Source organism: Streptomyces bluensis (assembly GCF_014650715.1).
GTDB classification, from domain to species: domain Bacteria; phylum Actinomycetota; class Actinomycetes; order Streptomycetales; family Streptomycetaceae; genus Streptomyces; species Streptomyces bluensis.
In genome coordinates, this window is the sequence record NZ_BMVM01000002.1 from 953,993 (window position 1) to 970,694 (window position 16,702).

The 16,702-nt window shown below is 70.2% G+C and carries 12 protein-coding genes; 2 read left to right on the plus strand and 10 right to left on the minus strand.

Translation table 11 applies throughout. The features are described 5' to 3' along the window. Positions 1-55: 55 nt before the first annotated feature. The 7 genes from obgE to IE262_RS09420 form a co-directional block, all read right to left on the minus strand. Complete coding sequence (gene obgE, locus IE262_RS09390) at positions 56-1,492, minus strand: GTPase ObgE (RefSeq protein WP_189872640.1); 1,437 nt, start codon at positions 1,490-1,492, stop codon at positions 56-58. Positions 1,493-1,629: 137 nt separating this feature from the next. Continuing rightward, a complete protein-coding gene (rpmA, locus tag IE262_RS09395) occupies positions 1,630-1,884 on the minus strand; it encodes a 50S ribosomal protein L27 (RefSeq protein ID WP_189872642.1) in 255 nt (84 codons plus the stop codon). A gap of 14 nt (positions 1,885-1,898) precedes the next feature. Further along, the gene (gene rplU / locus IE262_RS09400; RefSeq protein WP_004931419.1) at positions 1,899-2,219 is read right to left on the minus strand and encodes a 50S ribosomal protein L21; all 321 of its coding nucleotides are present in this window, start codon (positions 2,217-2,219) and stop codon (positions 1,899-1,901) included. Positions 2,220-2,410: 191 nt separating this feature from the next. Beyond that, entirely contained in the window at positions 2,411-3,757 is a 1,347-nt protein-coding gene (locus tag IE262_RS09405) for a phospholipase D-like domain-containing protein (RefSeq protein WP_189872644.1), read from the minus strand. Positions 3,758-4,021: 264 nt separating this feature from the next. Further along, positions 4,022-8,077, minus strand: coding sequence for an Rne/Rng family ribonuclease (locus IE262_RS09410; protein ID WP_189872646.1), 4,056 nt, complete (start codon positions 8,075-8,077; stop codon positions 4,022-4,024). Positions 8,078-8,336: 259 nt separating this feature from the next. Further along, complete coding sequence (locus IE262_RS09415; RefSeq protein WP_189872648.1) at positions 8,337-9,149, minus strand: TIGR03936 family radical SAM-associated protein; 813 nt, start codon at positions 9,147-9,149, stop codon at positions 8,337-8,339. A 48-nt stretch (positions 9,150-9,197) separates the two neighbouring features. After that, positions 9,198-10,397: a hypothetical protein gene (locus IE262_RS09420; protein WP_189872651.1), complete on the minus strand. Its 1,200-nt coding sequence runs from the start codon at positions 10,395-10,397 to the stop codon at positions 9,198-9,200. A gap of 149 nt (positions 10,398-10,546) precedes the next feature. On the opposite strand from IE262_RS09420, the gene IE262_RS09425 reads away from it, so the two are divergent. After that, positions 10,547-11,233: a DUF899 domain-containing protein gene (locus IE262_RS09425; RefSeq protein ID WP_134040494.1), complete on the plus strand. Its 687-nt coding sequence runs from the start codon at positions 10,547-10,549 to the stop codon at positions 11,231-11,233. Between the two features lie 208 nt (positions 11,234-11,441). Here IE262_RS09425 and IE262_RS09430 read toward each other — a convergent pair whose 3' ends face one another. Beyond that, positions 11,442-12,014 (minus strand): hypothetical protein, encoded by a 573-nt coding sequence (locus IE262_RS09430; RefSeq protein ID WP_134040495.1) that lies wholly within the window; start codon positions 12,012-12,014, stop codon positions 11,442-11,444. A 416-nt stretch (positions 12,015-12,430) separates the two neighbouring features. Between IE262_RS09430 and IE262_RS09435 the strand changes: the two genes are divergently transcribed. Beyond that, entirely contained in the window at positions 12,431-12,754 is a 324-nt protein-coding gene (locus IE262_RS09435) for a hypothetical protein (protein ID WP_189872672.1), read from the plus strand. Positions 12,755-13,005: 251 nt separating this feature from the next. Here IE262_RS09435 and IE262_RS09440 read toward each other — a convergent pair whose 3' ends face one another. Both IE262_RS09440 and IE262_RS09445 read right to left on the minus strand, forming a co-directional pair. Continuing rightward, on the minus strand, positions 13,006-14,964 hold the full coding sequence (locus IE262_RS09440) for a TIGR03960 family B12-binding radical SAM protein (protein WP_134040497.1): 1,959 nt from the start codon (positions 14,962-14,964) through the stop codon (positions 13,006-13,008). Positions 14,965-15,060: 96 nt separating this feature from the next. Next, positions 15,061-16,668 (minus strand): CYTH and CHAD domain-containing protein, encoded by a 1,608-nt coding sequence (locus tag IE262_RS09445; RefSeq protein ID WP_189872674.1) that lies wholly within the window; start codon positions 16,666-16,668, stop codon positions 15,061-15,063. Positions 16,669-16,702: the final 34 nt, after the last annotated feature.

Genomic DNA, 16,702 nt, shown 5'->3' on the forward strand with positions numbered 1-16,702 from the left:
GCCTTTTCGCACAGGGTTCCGCTTCGGCTTCGGCTTCGGCTCCGCCCCGGCAGGGCTAGAACGGCTCGAAGCCGTCGTACTCCCGCTGGACCTCGTCCCGCTCCGCCTCGCGGTCGCGGCGGCGCTGCGCGGCGGGCCGTGCGCCCTCGAAGCGGTGGTCCTCGCCACGACGGCCGAGCATCTCGGCGCCGGCCGTGACGGTGGGCTCCCAGTCGAAGACGACCGCGTTGTCCTCGGGCCCGATGGCGACGCCGTCGCCCGTCCGGGCGCCCGCCTTCATGAGCTCCTCCTCGACACCGAGGCGGTTCAGCCGGTCGGCGAGGTAGCCCACGGCCTCGTCGTTGTCGAAGTCGGTCTGGCGGACCCACCGCTCGGGCTTCTCGCCCCGCACCCGGAACAGTCCGTCGTCCTCGCGTACGACGGTGAAGCCCGCGTCGTCGACGGCCTTCGGGCGGATGACGATCCGCGTCGCCTCCTCCTTGGGCCGGGCGGCACGTGCCCTGGCCACCAGGTCGGCGAGGGCGAAGGACAGCTCCTTCAGGCCCGTGTGCGCGACCGCGGACACCTCGAAGACCCGGTAACCGCGCTCCTCCAGGTCCGGCCGCACCATCTCGGCGAGGTCCTTGCCGTCCGGTACGTCGATCTTGTTGAGCACCACGATCCGCGGACGGTCGCCCAGGCCGCCGTACTGCCCCAGCTCCTCCTCGATGACGTCGAGGTCGGAGACGGGGTCACGCTCCGATTCCAGCGTGGCCGTGTCCAGCACGTGCACGAGCACGCTGCACCGCTCCACATGGCGCAGGAACTCCAGGCCCAGACCCTTGCCCTGGCTGGCGCCGGGGATGAGCCCCGGCACGTCGGCGATCGTGTAGACGGTCGCGCCCGCGGTCACCACGCCCAGGTTCGGGACGAGCGTCGTGAAGGGATAGTCCGCGATCTTGGGCTTGGCGGCGGAGAGCACGGAGATCAGCGAGGACTTGCCCGCGCTCGGGTAGCCCACCAGCGCCACGTCGGCGACGGTCTTGAGCTCCAGCACGATGTCCTGGAGATCGCCCGGCTCGCCGAGCAGCGCGAACCCGGGGGCCTTGCGCCGGGCGGAGGCCAGCGCCGCGTTGCCGAGCCCGCCCCGGCCGCCCTGAGCGGCGACGTACGACGTCCCGTGCCCCACCAGGTCCGCGAGCACATTGCCCGCCTTGTCGAGCACCACGGTCCCGTCCGGCACCGGCAGCACCAGGTCCTGTCCGTCCTTGCCGGAGCGGTTGCCGCCCTCGCCGGGCTTGCCGTTGGTGGCCTTGCGGTGGGGCGAGTGGTGGTAGTCGAGCAGCGTGGTGACGGACTGGTCGACGACGAGGATCACGTCACCGCCGCGCCCGCCGTTGCCGCCGTCGGGCCCGCCCAGCGGCTTGAACTTCTCACGGTGGACGGAGGCACAGCCGTGACCTCCGTTACCCGCGGCGACGTGCAGCTCGACGCGGTCCACGAAGGTGGTCATGGTTCAGTGCCTCCAGAAACGTACGAATGCGTATCAGTACTGCGTCTTCAGTGGTGCTGTCTTCAGTGGTGCAACACGCGAAAGGCGGACCCGCCTTCCCTGCCGGGAAGTGAGGTCCGCCTCGCGAGGAATTCCGGTCAGGCGACCGGAACGATGTTCACGACCTTGCGGCCACGGCTGGAGCCGAACTCCACCGCACCGGCCTGCAGGGCGAACAGCGTGTCGTCGCCGCCACGGCCGACGCCCGCGCCCGGGTGGAAGTGGGTGCCGCGCTGGCGGACCAGGATCTCACCCGCGTTGACGGCCTGACCGCCGAAGCGCTTCACGCCGAGCCGCTGGGCGTTCGAGTCGCGACCGTTCCGGGTGGACGATGCGCCCTTCTTGTGTGCCATGTCTCCTCAGTCCCTTACTTCGCAGCCGCGGGGATCTCAGTGACCTTGATCGCCGTGTACTGCTGGCGGTGGCCCTGACGACGGCGGTAGCCGGTCTTGTTCTTGTAGCGCAGAATGTCGATCTTCTGGCCCTTGTGGTGGTCCACGACCTCGGCCTGGACCTTGATGCCGGCCAGCACCCACGGGTCGCTGGTCACAGCGTCGCCGTCGACAACGAGCAGGGTCGAGAGCTCGACCGTGTCGCCAACCTTGGCGGTGGAAATCTTGTCAACCTCAACGATGTCGCCGACAGCAACCTTGTGCTGGCGACCACCGCTGCGCACGATGGCGTACACGCGGATCTCACTCTCTCGCTCGGAAACGGCACCCCCGCAGTCCAGCCACCCGACACACGGACGGCCTCTCCCACAAGCGCGCCCGGCGCTCGGGAGGATGAGGTTTACGGGGATGTGGCGCGTCAGTCGATACGCCGACGGTCAAGGGTACGAGGCCACGCCCGAAGGGGTCAAACCGAGCCCCTCCACCGTCACGTGGCGGGCTTCTCACCGTCCGCGGGCAACGGCTTCACGCCCTTGCACAGATCCGTGGCATCCGCCTTGCCCGGATACGCGACCCCGATGACCTTGTTGAAATGCGCCTTGTACATGTCGTGCACGGCGTTGTCGTCGACCTTGACGATCGACTCGTCGTTCTCCCGCAGGGCAGGCCCGGTGTAGTTCCCCGACCCGGTAAAGCTGATCTTCTTCCGCGCCCCGTCGTACATCCCGTCCACCAGGATGTACTTGGAGTGGATGATGTACGGCGTGGTCAGCTTCTTCCCGGGGTTCAACGGGTCCCGGTCGTCGTTGTAGCACCGCACCGTCGGCCCGCCGGAGGTGTGCATCATCTCCCACGTTCCCTTGGTCCCGCCGCTGCTCTTCGCGCTGTCCGACTCGGCGTACACGATGCTCACGTTGCAGCCGGCCTTCTTCAGCGCGACGAGCTTCTCCGCGATGGCCAGCCGCGTGATCTTGAAGATCGCCACCCGCACCCAGGTCTTCTGGGTGACCCCCGCGCTGTCCTTGTACGTGCACTGGACGTTGTTGAGCACGGAGTACACGGTGTCGGTGTCCCGCGTGTTCCCGGCCCGCGGAAAGAAGTAGGCCTTGTAGAGCCCGTTGCTGACCGTCCGGTACTCCCAGGACTTCCAGCCCTTGGCGACCATCGTGTCGAAATAGTCCGCGTACGCGTCGTACATCGTCGGGTTGTTCGGCAGCAACAGGGCGTCGTTGAAGAACTTGGTGTGCGCGGAAGGCGTCGAGTTGGACGTCGTCTGCACCACCACGTTCGTGGCGCCCTCGACGGCCGAGAACAGCCAGAACTTGTTGTGCATGATCGACTGCCCGAACTTCGGGTCGCCCAGACAGGACTTGTCCACCGGACAGGTCGTCACATACGACCCCTTCGTGCGATCCGTACCGAGCGCCGCCGCGAGAGTGCTGTACGACGTGTTGGTGGGCCGGTCGCTGACGCTCGACTCGTCGAGCAGCACCCGCACCTGGACACCACGGTCCTTGGCGGCGATCAGCGCGTTCACCACCGACGCCTCCCACACGTGGTAGACGGCGACCTTGATGGTGGACCCCGGCAGCGCCGCATCCGTCAGCTCGATCAGCCGCGTACGAATCGCGAGCTGCTCCTCACTCGTACCCAACGGATCGTTGAAGATGGGCCCTTCGGTCCACGTGGGAGCGGCTTCGGCGGTGCCCGCCGACACGGCCGCCTGCACCCCCGCCGCCGACAACACCGTGGCCAACGCCACAGCCTGCCGCCCGCCCCTGACCGGCTTCACAGCACGGTGCCGACCGGCACCCCTCAGGCGCACGCGCGCCATTCGATCCCCTCCCCGGCCGAGCGGGCGCTCTCCCCAGAGCCCACTCGGGTGTTCCTTCACGTGACCAGTCGAGTTTTACAGGTGGCCGCCCGTCATCCAAGAGGGGGTGCGGTCGACGGCAGGAAGCGCCCCCCCTGCGCCCCCGCACACCGGTGCCCCGGCCCAGCGGACAAGCCACCGGACCGGGGCACCGGTTCACCAAGGCGGGCAAACGCCCTGAGAGACCTGAGGAGTCCCGAGGAGACCCGAGGAGTCCCGAGAGACTCAGCCCTCGTCGGCGGAAGCCGTCACCGTGGACGGCGCCTGCTGCGCCGCCGCGGCCGTCTTCTTGGCCGCCGACTTCTTCGTCGCCTTCTTCGCCGTGGTCTTCTTGGCCGCGGTCTTCTTGGCCGCCGTCTTCTTCACGGCAGCCTTCTTCGCGGTCGCCTTCTTCGCAGCCTTACGCGCCGCCTTCTTGGCAGGCGCGGCCTCCTCCGCGACACCTTCGCCCGCGGAGGCTTCAGAAGGCCTGGAGACCTCAGAAGTCCCGGAGTCCGCAGGAGCCTCGCCGCCCGCGTCCGCCGAAGCCGCCGGGACGACCACGACAGCCGCTTCCTCGGACGCGGTAGGCGCGGTCGCCTTCCGCACGGCCCGCCGCCGCGGCCGCGCAGGAGCAGCCGCAGGCGCAGCAGACTCAGCCGACTCCGCACCCGGGGCCTCAACCGTGACCCCCGGCTCAGCGACCGGCTCCACGGCCACCGGCTCCGCAACGGGCTCGCCGGTCGGCTCCGACACCGTCACCACGGCCTCCTCGGCCGAGGGGGCCCCGGCCGGCGCCGACGCCCTCCGGGTCGCCCGCCGCCGCGTACGCCCCTTGGGCGCGGCGTCCGCCGGGGCGGCGGCAGCCTCGGCCACGGTCTCCTTCGAGACCGCCGTGGCCTCCTCGGTCACGGCAGGCGGCGTCTCGACCACCGGATCCACCGGACTCTCCACCGCCACGACCGGCTCGGCCTGCACGTCCTTCCGCGGCTTCGGTGCCCTGGTCGGCGCCGAGACCTTCCGGGTGGCCCGCCGCCGCGTACGCCCACGGGTCGCCGCGGCCTCCGCCTCGGCGACGCTGCTGTACAGCTCCTCGTCCGGCGCGACGACACCCATCAGCGACTCCGCCGCGACTTCGGCGACCTCCGCCGCGGCCTCGGCCACGCCCTCGGCCTCGGCCGCGACCGACTCCGCCACCTCGGCCACCTCAGCCGCCTCGGCCACGTGCACGTGCTCCTGCTCGGCACCCCCGCGCCCGCGCTTGCGCCGCTTGCCGCCGCCGGCGGCGGCCGTCGCCTGGTCCATGTGCACGATCACGCCACGTCCGTTGCAGTGGACGCAGGTCTCGGAGAACGACTCCAGCAGCCCCTGCCCGACCCGCTTCCGGGTCATCTGCACGAGCCCCAGCGACGTCACCTCGGCCACCTGGTGCTTCGTGCGGTCGCGTCCCAGGCACTCCAGCAGACGCCGCAGCACCAGGTCCCGGTTGGACTCCAGCACCATGTCGATGAAGTCGATCACGACGATGCCGCCCAGGTCGCGCAGCCGCAGCTGGCGCACGATCTCCTCGGCCGCCTCCAGGTTGTTCCTGGTGACCGTCTCCTCCAGGTTGCCGCCCTGGCCGGTGAACTTGCCGGTGTTGACGTCGATCACGACCATGGCCTCGGTCTTGTCGATCACCAGCGAGCCACCGCTCGGCAGCCAGACCTTCCGGTCCAGCGCCTTGGCGAGCTGCTCGTCGATCCGGTACGTCGCGAAGACGTCGACCTCGGAGGTCCACTTGGACAGCCGCTCGGCCAGGTCGGGCGCGACGTGCGAGACGTAGCCGTGCACCGTCTCCCACGCGTCGTCGCCGCTCACGATGACCTTGGAGAAGTCCTCGTTGAAAATGTCGCGGACGACGCGGACGGTCATGTCGGGCTCGCCGTACAGCAGCGACGGTGCGTTGGAGCTGCCGCCGCTCTTCGACTTCTTCCGGATGTCCTCCCACTGCGCCTGCAGCCGCTCGACGTCCCGGCGCAGCTCCTCCTCGCTCGCCCCCTCGGCCGCGGTGCGCACGATGACGCCCGCGTCCTCGGGCACGATCTTCTTGAGGATGGTCTTCAGACGCGCGCGCTCGGTGTCGGGCAGCTTGCGGCTGATCCCGGTCATCGACCCCTCGGGGACGTACACCAGGTAGCGGCCCGGAAGTGAGACCTGGCTGGTCAGACGCGCGCCCTTGTGGCCGATCGGGTCCTTCGTCACCTGGACGAGCACGGACTGCCCGGACTTCAGCGCGCTCTCGATCCGCCGCGGCCCGCCCGAGAGCCCCAGCGCCTCGAAGTTCACCTCGCCGGCGTACAGGACGGCGTTCCGTCCCTTGCCGATGTCGATGAACGCGGCCTCCATCGACGGCAGCACGTTCTGCACCTTGCCGAGGTACACGTTGCCGACGTACGAGGTCGACTGCTCCTTGTTGACGTAGTGCTCGACGAGCACGCCGTCCTCCAGGACGCCGATCTGCGTACGGTCGCCGTTCTGCCGGACGACCATGACGCGCTCGACGGCCTCACGGCGGGCCAGGAACTCGGCCTCGGTGATGATCGGGACGCGGCGACGGCCCTGCTCACGGCCTTCCCGGCGGCGCTGCTTCTTGGCCTCCAGGCGGGTCGAGCCCTTGATGGACTGCACCTCGTCGGAGGGCTCGGTGTCCTTCCCGCGCCGTTCCCTCGGCTCGCGGACCTTGACGACCGTACGCTCCGGGTCGCCCTCGCCGGGCTCCGTGTCGACGGTCGCGTCACCCGCGCGGCGACGGCGGCGCCGACGGCGGCGGCTGCTGGTGGAGCCGGCCTGCTCCTCGTCGCCCGAGCCGTCGGCCGCCTCCTCGGCGTCCTCGTCGACCTGCTCGGCCGTGTCCTCGGCATCCTGCGCGGCCTGCTCGGCGGCGAGATCCTCGGACTCCGCGGACTCACCCTCCGCCTCGGCGGTCTCGCCCCGGCGACGGCGACGGCCACCACGGCGACGCCGACGGCGCGCTCCGGTCTCCTCGGCCTCGTCGCCGTCCGCTTCGGCGGACTCCTCGGCCTCCTGCGCCTCTTCGGCCTCTTCGGCCTCGTCGGTGGTCACGGCTGCGGGCTCCTCGTCGAAGCCGCGCCGACGGCGGCGCCGCCGCGAGCCGGTGTTCTCCTCGGGGAACTCCTCGACCGCGGTGGCCTCCTCCGCCTCCTCCGCGGCCTCGGCGGCAGCGGCGGCCGCGGCCCGCTCCGGCGTCTGGAACATCGGCTCGGTGAACACGGGTGCCTGGAACACCGCGACCGCCGGGCGCGCCGGCCGCTTCGCCTGCTCGCCACCGTCCTCGGCGGCGGGCCGCGCCGTGGGCTCGGCGAAGCCACCGGCGGCCTTGCGGGTGGCCCGCCGACGGGTACGGCGCGGAGCGGCACCCTCGGCGGCCTCCTGTGCCTGCGCCGCCGTGGTCTCCTGCTTGGCGTCCGCCTTGGCCTCGACGGCCTCTCCGGCTTCGTCAGCTTCGGCCTCGGCCCCGGGCTCAGGCGCGGACACGCGCCGCGTGGCACGACGACGGGTCCGGCGGGGAGCGGCCTCCTCGGCCGCCTCCGCGGTCACGGACTTCTCCCCGGCCTCTACGGGCGTCTCGACCTCAGCGGCGGGCGTCTCCGCGGCCGCCTCGGCGACGGCGGTCTCGGCGGCCGTGGGCGCACCGGCGGGCGCCGACGCACGCCGCGTCGCCCGACGCCTCGTACGCGGAGCAGAAGCAGAAGCGGCCACCTCGGCCTCGGCGGCAACCGGAGCCGACTCTGTGACGACTGGCTCAGAAGCCTCGACCGCCTCAGCAGCCACGCCGCTCTCGCCACCACTCACCTGAGCCGCGGAAACCACCGTCTCCGCAGCCTCCGGCGCACCGGCGGGCGCCGACGCACGCCGCGTCGCCCGACGCCTCGTACGCGGAGCGGAGGCAGACGCAGCGGCCACCTCGGCCTCGGCGCCCTCGGTGATCGCCTCTTCGGCGGCGGCCGTCTCAGCCACCGCCTCCTCGCTCTCCTTCTCGTTCTCTGTGATCTCCCCGACCGCGACGACCCGCGCCACCTCAGTGGTCGCGGCTGTCTCGTCGGCCGCGAGGGCCGCGGAGTCCGCGGGCGGTGTGGCCGGCGCGACGGTCTCCACGGGCACCTCGGCGGTGGCCGCGGGCGGGCCCGCCGGGCGGGACGCGGCACGGCGCCGCCTCCGCGGCGGCAGGGTGTCGCTGGGGGTGTCGGCGTTGCGTTCGGAGTCCGTGACGGACTCTGTGGGTTCGTTCGGTTCGAGCATGCGGGCGGTTCTCCCGTCAGGCTCCCGGGCGCCGCGCCTGGTCCGGCGATGCCGGTGACGTCCGCGGCTCGCGCTGTGCGCGGTGCCGCCGTCCGGGGCGCGGGCGCCACACGGGAGCTCGCTGTGTCCTGTCTCGCCGGTTCCGTACGCCATGTTGCGTACGGCCTGGCGAAAGTCTTCTGGTCGGTGCGCTGCCCGACCCAGGTGGCTCCCGAGTACGAGGGCGGCGCTACGACGTCCGTCCTTCGCGGGACCTTCCTTACACCGGCGCCGTCGCGGCGGCAGTCGCGCGGGCCGTGTGCGGCTCGGTCGCTGCTGCCTCGCGGTCGGGCGCGAGCGGGTCGGTCACCGTGCCGGTCTCTTCATCGAACAGCCCCTGCGCCAGCCTGGTCACCGCTGCGGGTACCGGCGGCGCCAGGTCGGCCACGGCGCGGAGACCGGACAGGACGTCGTCGGGTCGTACGGCAGGCGTCACGTGCCGAACAACCAGCCGCAGTATCGCACAGGGCTGGTCGGTCGGCCCAGAAAGGGGCGCGACGCCGGCCACTCCGCTTGCGGCCGGCCGTGGACTGTGCGCCACGGGGACTGCCTCAAGGTTCACGACGGCGGCGCGGGCGTCGAAGGCCCTCATGCCCTTCTTGGTCTGGCGCTCGACCTCGATGGTCTCGGCCGCCTTGAAGGCCACCACCGCGCGCTCCGCCTCCTCCTGGCTCACCCCGTCGAGACGCAGCTCCCAGACGGACGCGGTGAGCCGATCGGCGAGACCCGAGGTGTGGGCCTCGACCGCGTCGACGATGTCGAGCCCGGCGGGCAGCGACTCGTCGAGGAGCTCACGCAGCGTGCCGGGATCGCACGCCTCGATGAGCGCGATCTCCAGGTACTCCGCCTCACTGCCCGTGCCGGTGGGTGCGGCATTGGCGTACGACACCTTCGGGTGCGGCGTGAACCCCGCCGAGTACGCCATCGGCACCTCGGCACGGCGCAGCGCGCGCTCGAAAGCACGCTGGAAGTCACGGTGGCTGGTGAACCGGAGGCGGCCGCGCTTGGTGTAGCGCAGTCGGATGCGCTGCACCGCCGGTGCGGGCGGCGGGCCTTCGGGCTGTCGCTTGCCCAGTGTCGCTCAGTCCTTCGTGAGTGCGGTCGTACTGCTACCAAGAGTACGTGCCTCACGGCCGACAGGTTCCCGAGGCCCGACCGGCTGCCGCTGCTCCGGCTCTCCGAAGAGCATCCGCCGGACGTCGGCCCGGGCCTGCCGTGCGGTCGCACGGGCGGAGGCCAGCGCCTGCCGGACGGCGCGGCCCACACCGCGCGCGGCCTCGACGGCGGGCCGCCAGACCACGTCCCGTACGACATGCCCGACGGGAGTGAGCACGGAGCGGTACACCCAACGGACGGGCTCGACGAAGATCCACCGGAAGAGGGTGCCGAGGACCCGCCCGACGGCCCGCGACACATGCCCGGCGATGCGCCACGCGTGTCCCAGCGCGTCCCCGATCTCCCGCCCGACGACGACGAGCGCCCGCCCGATCGGCGCCAGCACCCACCGCCACACCGCGAGCACGGGCAACACGATCAGCACGCGCCCCGTCCAGTACAGCGCCAGCCACACACCGGTGAGAAGCGTCCGTACGAGCCACACGACCCCGCCCGCGACCCAGGCGATCCCGTGCCCGACGGGAGTGAGCACATACCGGTACACCCACACGGCGGGCACGACGAGGAGATACCGCACCAGCCAGGACACGGCCGTGTACACACCGACCCCCAGCGCGGCGAGCACGAGTCCGATCCCCCTGACCAGCCACGCGATCCCGTGCCCGACCGGGGTCAGCAGACGCGCGTACACCCAGCCGAACCCGGCCCCGATCCCCCGGCAGACCCGGACGACTCCGCCCCACACACCCCGGGCCACCCACACGACACCCGCCCAGACCATCCCGGCCGCCCAGGCGATCCCGTGCCCGACGGGCGTGAGCACACGCCGGTACACCCACACGGCGGGCACGACCAGCACCACGTTCCCCAGCCAGGCGATCCCCGTCGCGACCGGCACGACGACGTACCGCCACAGCGCCACCCACGGCCACACGAACACGGCCCGCCCCACCCACAGCAGGGCCCGCCCCAACGGCCGCAGCACGGCGTCCTTCAGCAGCCGCCCGACCACGACCAGCGCGTCCCACACCATCCGCACCGGCACGACCAGCACGAGCACCACGATCCGCACCGGAACGCGCACCGCGACGGTGAGGCACCCTTCGGGCGACTGCCGCGCAGGCGGTTCAGCCGACGGTTCAGCCGGGGACTTCTCCAGGTTCATACCGGCGTAGACGCCTGAACCCCCTGGACGGATGCAGGAGATCGCCCCCCCTTTCCCTCGTGCCGGGCGTGCACCTGTGCCGGTGTCGGCCGACCCTGGACTCAGGGGTGTCCCCACCGAAGTGGAAGGTGAAGAAGGTGAACGTCGCGATGAAGACACCACCGGTCGTTTCACCGCGAGAGTGGGAGGCCGCGCGCCGGCAGCTGCTGGTGGAAGAGAAGCAGCTGACCCACGCCCGTGACGCACTGGCCGCCAAGCGTCGGCGGATGCCGTGGCTGGCCGTGGAGAAGGAGTACGAGTTCGACGGGCCCCAGGGCAAGGTCGGTCTGCTCGACCTGTTCGAGGGACGTCGCCAGCTGATCGTCTACCGCGCCTTCTTCGAGCCCGGGGTGACCGGCTGGCCCGACCACGCCTGCGTCGGCTGCTCCATGGTCGGTGACCACGTCGGCCACCTCGCGCATCTGAACGCCCGCGACACCACGCTCGTCTTCGCGTCGCGCGCGCCGCAGGCAGACATCCAGCGGGTGAAGGCGCGGATGGGCTGGACCATGCCCTGGTACACGATCACCGACGAGTTCGACACGGACTTCGACGTGAACGAGTGGCACGGCACGAACGCCTTCATCCGCGACGGCGACAAGGTGTTCCGTACCTACTTCATCAACGCCCGTGGTGACGAGGCGTTGGGGAGCACTTGGAGCTACCTCGACATGACGGCGCTCGGCCGACAGGAGACATGGGAGGACTCACCCCAGGGCTATCCCCAGACCCCGCCGTACGCTTGGTGGCACTGGCACGACGAGTACGACGGCGGGGCCGGACCGGCCCCGAAGTAGCCGCCCCGGCCCGACGGACCAAGCCGCTCAGGCGACATTCTTCGCGTCAATACGGGAAAACCGACGGAGGAGTGCGCACACTCTCAGCGTCGAGTTGCAGCGTCGAGTTGCTTGGACCCCGGCCCGATTAGGGCGGGCCGGGGTCCAAGTGCTGCACAGGTGAAGTGCTGTGCAGGCGGGCCTGTCGCTGCCTTGGTCCACGTCAGGGTCAGCGGCGCTCGCGCTCGTTGTCGATCACTCGGAAGCTGCCCACGATCGCGGTAATACCGCCGCCGGTGACCACTGTTCCGGGGATTGCACTGCTGGAGCTCCGGGGCCCAATAATTGCAATTGGGGCACCATTGTCGCAGGTAATTCCGCTGAAGAATTCAACGGTCTTGTCGCTCTCGTTCCGGACGTTGAAGTTGGCGGATTGACTACTGATCACAGCGGTGCACACACCGTGCTCCGCTGCGAACGTACGCTCGTTGACGAGGATCCGTCCCTCGTTATTCCTGTGGTTGAAGTTCGTCCGGCTGTCACCGCCCTGGGGGACAGAGGAAGCGGCGTCTTCCACGACGTTCGGGGCGGACTGACCAGCCGACTGACCAACCGACTGACCAGCGGACTGGGCGGCGGACTGCGGGGCCGACTGGGCGGCACTCTGCGATGCGGACCGGGGGGCCGAACTGGAAGCTGAGGCGTAGTTCACGCCGGTTGCGGCCGCGGCCACAATGCCCACTGACGCCGCGATCGCGACAACGGCACGCTTACGCCTGCCGTTGCTTTTCCTTTCGGGCATTCCGTTTCTCCTTCTCTCAGGGGTGTCAGATGATCGACCAACCATGAATGAACTTACTCGGGCCGATTTCTGCCGCCACCGCAGAGTTATCTGAAGGGTGACGGAAAGGGGGCCGACTGGGTGTGCGAAAGTCATGCGCCGCACACATGACGCCCCATCAAACCACTGAGAAAAAGGACAACTTGACGAACCATTGAGCCGCCTGAGGGACAGCGCCGACACTCATTCACCCCGTCGGCAGCATGTCGTGCCCCGATGACACGGCTCACTCCTGCTAAAGGCCAGTCAGACAGGGAGGAGCAGGAGGGAGCGGGGGGCGACACGAGGGCCGGCGCGGCGGCGCCGGCAGCGCGTTACACCAGCCCTCACAACGGGCTCCAGGCAGCGCCCCAAGCCGCCCGGCACAAGGTCAGCCGATGACCGAGTACGACGCCTACGGCACGAACGCCCACACTACGAGCGAGGTGATCCGGCTCGTCACCGATCTCCTCGAAGTCACCTTCACCGAGCGCGAGAGCGACTACCGGGGCACCTACGACATCGCCGACGGCCCCCGCGGACGCATCGAGATCCAACCCAACGCCATCCCCGGCGATGACGGCCAAGATGACCTCTACGCGCCCAAACACCCATCGGTCCAGGTGCTCCTACTGACCGCCACTCCCAGCCCAGACCCCGCCCTGCACAGACTCCTCAGTTCGATCCAGGGCCTCTCTCACCTCGAACACGAGGCCTCGTGACTGGCCGCTGATCTACACACGGAGACATCGGCAGACTGAAGGCTTCTCCGCCCCCTCAGACCCACTCCACCTCACAGCGGATGCTCGAAGAGCCCCCAGGCGGCGGCAGCAGCGTCCTGGGAGCATCCCGCACACGCTTCTGCCACCGCCCCGGAACGCCGAGTGCGCCCAGCACGACAACGGTCTTCCTCACCGGACTCCGCCAGGGCATCGGCGATACGACGCAGCGGCTCACTCACCTCAGGCCCGCCTCAGCTGGCCGGAGCCGACTTCTTCACCGTCAGCGGCAGCAGCTTCTTCCCGGTCGGGCCGATCTGGATCTGGGTGTCCATCTGCGGACACACCCCGCAGTCAAAGCACGGCGTCCACCGGCAGTCCTCGACCTCCGTCTCGTCGAGGGCGTCCTGCCAGTCCTCCCAGAGCCAGTCCTTGTCCAGCCCCGAATCCAGGTGGTCCCAGGGGAGGACCTCCTCGTAGGAGCGCTCGCGGGTGGTGTACCAGTCGACGTCCACGCCGAAGGGGGCGAGCGCCTTGTCCGCGCAGCTCATCCAGCGGTCGTACGAGAAGTGCTCGCGCCAGCCGTCGAAGCGGCCGCCGTCCTCGTAGACCGCGCGGATGACCGAGCCGATACGGCGGTCGCCCCGTGACAGCAGGCCCTCGACGATGCCCGGCTTGCCGTCGTGGTAGCGGAAGCCGATGGAGCGGCCGTACTTCTTGTCGCCTCGGATCTTGTCCCTCAGCTTCTGCAGGCGGGCGTCCGTCTCCTCCGCGCTCAGCTGCGGGGCCCACTGGAACGGGGTGTGCGGCTTGGGGACGAAGCCGCCGATCGAGACCGTGCAGCGGATGTCGTTCGAGCCGGAGACCTCGCGGCCCTTCTGGATGACGCGGGTCGCCATGTCGGCGATCTGGAGGACGTCGTCGTCCGTCTCCGTCGGCAGGCCGCACATGAAGTACAGCTTCACCTGGCGCCAGCCGTTGCCGTAGGCGGTGGCGACGGTCCGGATCAGGTCGTCCTCCGAGACCATCTTGTTGATGACCTTGCGGATGCGCTCCGAGCCGCCCTCGGGGGCGAAGGTCAGGCCCGAGCGGCGGCCGTTCCTCGTCAGTTCGTTCGCCAGGTCGATGTTGAAGGCGTCCACGCGGGTGGAGGGCAACGAGAGGCCGATCTTGTCCTCTTCGTAGCGGTCCGCCAGACCCTTGGCGATGTCACCGATCTCCGAGTGGTCCGCGGAGGACAGGGACAGGAGGCCGACCTCCTCGAAGCCCGTGGCCTTCAGGCCCTTGTCGACCATCTCGCCGATGCCCGTGATCGAACGCTCCCGCACCGGGCGCGTGATCATGCCCGCCTGGCAGAAACGGCAGCCGCGCGTACAGCCGCGGAAGATCTCCACCGACATGCGCTCGTGGACCGTCTCGGCCAGCGGGACGAGGGGCTGCTTGGGGTACGGCCACTCGTCCAGGTCCATGACCGTGTGCTTGGACACACGCCACGGCACGCCCGACTTGTTGGGGACCACGCGGGCGATGCGGCCGTCCGGGAGGTACTCCACGTCGTAGAACGCCGGGATGTAGACCCCGCCCGTCTTCGCCAGGCGGAACAGGACCTCCTCGCGGCCACCGGGGCGGCCCTCCGCCTTCCACTCGCGGATGATCCTCGTCATGTCGAGTACGGCCTGCTCGCCGTCGCCGATGACCGCCGCGTCGATGAAGTCGGCGATCGGCTCGGGGTTGAAGGCCGCGTGGCCGCCGGCCAGGACGATGGGGTCGTCCACGGTCCGGTCCTTGGACTCCAGGGGGATGCCGGCCAGGTCAAGGGCCGTGAGCATGTTCGTGTAGCCCAGTTCCGTGGAGAAGGACAGACCGAACACGTCGAAGGCCTTCACCGGCCTGTGGCTGTCCACCGTGAACTGCGGGACGCCGTGCTCCCGCATCAGCTCCTCCAGGTCCGGCCACACGCTGTACGTGCGCTCGGCGAGGACGCCCTCCTGCTCGTTCAGTACCTCGTAGAGGATCATGACGCCCTGGTTGGGCAGCCCGACCTCGTACGCGTCGGGGTACATGAGCGCCCAGCGGACTTCGCAGGAGTCCCACGGCTTGACGGTGGAGTTGAGCTCTCCGCCGACGTACTGGATCGGCTTCTGCACATGCGGGAGCAGAGCTTCGAGCTGCGGAAACACGGAGTCGGCGGCCGCAGCGACTTCGGCAGGCATCTAGCGAACCTTCGTGAGCTGGAGGGACTGGAGGGACTGGTGGGAGATGAGGGGGGCTGAGGGGACTGAGGGAGCTGACAGGCGTGACCATCCAGCCTAACGCGACTCACACCACCGCTCGTACGCGTCCGGAAGCGCCGCCTCGATCTCCGCCGCCCGTCGTTCCTCCCGGCCGTAGAGCACTCCGTACGTGAAGGAACTCTCCCCCGCCCCCTGGGCCTGCGCCGCGAGGTCGCGCAGGGCCTCCCGGGCCATCACGCTGTCCTGGTGGTCACCGAGGAGGGTCTGCAGGGACTTCATGGCACGGACCTGGGCCGTGAAGCGGTCGTCGAAGTCGCCGGCCGCCTCCGCCGCGTACCGGGCACGCTTGGCCTTCTTGCGGGCCTCGTGCATCGCCAGGTCGCGCTCGGTGCCGGACGGCACGTCCAGGGCCTGCGCCACCAGCGTGGACACCCGGCCCACCTGCCGCCGGACGGCCTTGGTGAGCACCTTCTCCGGATCACCCTGGGCCGCCTTGAGCAGGGGCGGCTCGGCGATCAGCGCGTCGAGGACGTTCAGCAGGTCCAGGTACCGCGTTCCGTCGAGTACGGCGATCAGCCGACGGCGGGAGCCGGAGGTGCGGGCCCCCGACCAGGTGCGCAGCCGGTTGCGGACGGGGCCGACGACGAGCGTCCTGGGCAGGTCGTCCAGCGCGGCCGTCAGGCGTTCGGTCAGTACCTCCTGGTCGCGGTCGACGCCCAACTCCCCCGCCAGCCACTTGAGTTCCTGGCCGATGGGATCCGTGAAGGTGCGGTCCATGACCTTGGCGTACGACCGGAGGGAGCCGCGCAGCCGGCGGGTGGCGACGCGCATACGGTGCACGGAGTCGGGCAGGCCGCGGCGGACGGCGGGGTCGAGGCCGACGATCGCGTCGCGCTGGGCGGCCACGTAGGCGAGGACGTAGTCGGCGGCGACCCGCTCCGGCTCGGGGGCTTTCTTGGCGCCCGCCTTGCCGCCCGCCTTGCCTCCCTTGCGCCCCCTGTCTCCCCTATCTCCCTTGTCCCCCTTGGCCCCCTTGGCCTTCTTGGCAGGCTCGCTCTTCGCCGCGCCGGCCTCGCGCGGTGTCGTCTCGCTCAGGGCTCTGGCCAGCTTCGACGGCGCCGCGGATACCCGTACGCCCGCCTTGCGCAGCTTCTTGTCGACCTTGTCGAGGAACGCCGGGTCACGGCCGTCGGCCAGCTCCACCTCGATCTCGGACCACCGCGTGCCGAGCGGCGCACCGGTGAGGCGCTCGGCGTGTACGGCGTCGACGCTGACCTCGGCCAGGAGCGCGCCGTCCGCGTCGAGCAGGTCACGGACGTCCCGGGAGGACCGGATGCGGACGAGGGGGACGAGGCCGGTGTCACGGACCCGGGAGCGCAGGAGCGCGGCGAGGGCGCGGGGCACCGTGTCGGAGAGGGGCTCGCGAATCTCGTCCCGTACGCCGGAGGAGACGGGGAACTTCAGGTGCCAGCCCGCGTCATGGCCGCCGGTGCGGCGGCGCAGGGTGATTCCCGCCGAGGCAAGGCGTTCGTCCGGGGTGTCGTAGTAGACGGCGTCCAGTTCGGCGACGCCCTTGTCGACGACGGTCGCGACCCCGGCGACTCCGGTCAGGTCGAGCAGGTCGGGCAGGCCGCTTTCGTCGGATTCGTACTTCCGCTCGATTTCGCGTTTCGTGTCCGCCATGAACCGAATCTAGTCGCCATTCGGCTTATGAGAC

Coding starts and splice junctions, on each gene's coding strand:
- IE262_RS09445 (WP_189872674.1), bottom strand. CDS start 16,668: ATGGCGGACACGAAACGCGAAATCGAGCGGAAGTACGAATCCGACGAA.
- IE262_RS09410 (WP_189872646.1), bottom strand. CDS start 8,077: ATGCTCGAACCGAACGAACCCACAGAGTCCGTCACGGACTCCGAACGC.
- IE262_RS09405 (WP_189872644.1), bottom strand. CDS start 3,757: ATGGCGCGCGTGCGCCTGAGGGGTGCCGGTCGGCACCGTGCTGTGAAG.
- IE262_RS09425 (WP_134040494.1), top strand. CDS start 10,547: ATGAAGACACCACCGGTCGTTTCACCGCGAGAGTGGGAGGCCGCGCGC.
- IE262_RS09440 (WP_134040497.1), bottom strand. CDS start 14,964: ATGCCTGCCGAAGTCGCTGCGGCCGCCGACTCCGTGTTTCCGCAGCTC.
- obgE (WP_189872640.1), bottom strand. CDS start 1,492: ATGACCACCTTCGTGGACCGCGTCGAGCTGCACGTCGCCGCGGGTAAC.
- IE262_RS09430 (WP_134040495.1), bottom strand. CDS start 12,014: ATGCCCGAAAGGAAAAGCAACGGCAGGCGTAAGCGTGCCGTTGTCGCG.
- IE262_RS09420 (WP_189872651.1), bottom strand. CDS start 10,397: ATGAACCTGGAGAAGTCCCCGGCTGAACCGTCGGCTGAACCGCCTGCG.
- IE262_RS09435 (WP_189872672.1), top strand. CDS start 12,431: ATGACCGAGTACGACGCCTACGGCACGAACGCCCACACTACGAGCGAG.
- rpmA (WP_189872642.1), bottom strand. CDS start 1,884: ATGGCACACAAGAAGGGCGCATCGTCCACCCGGAACGGTCGCGACTCG.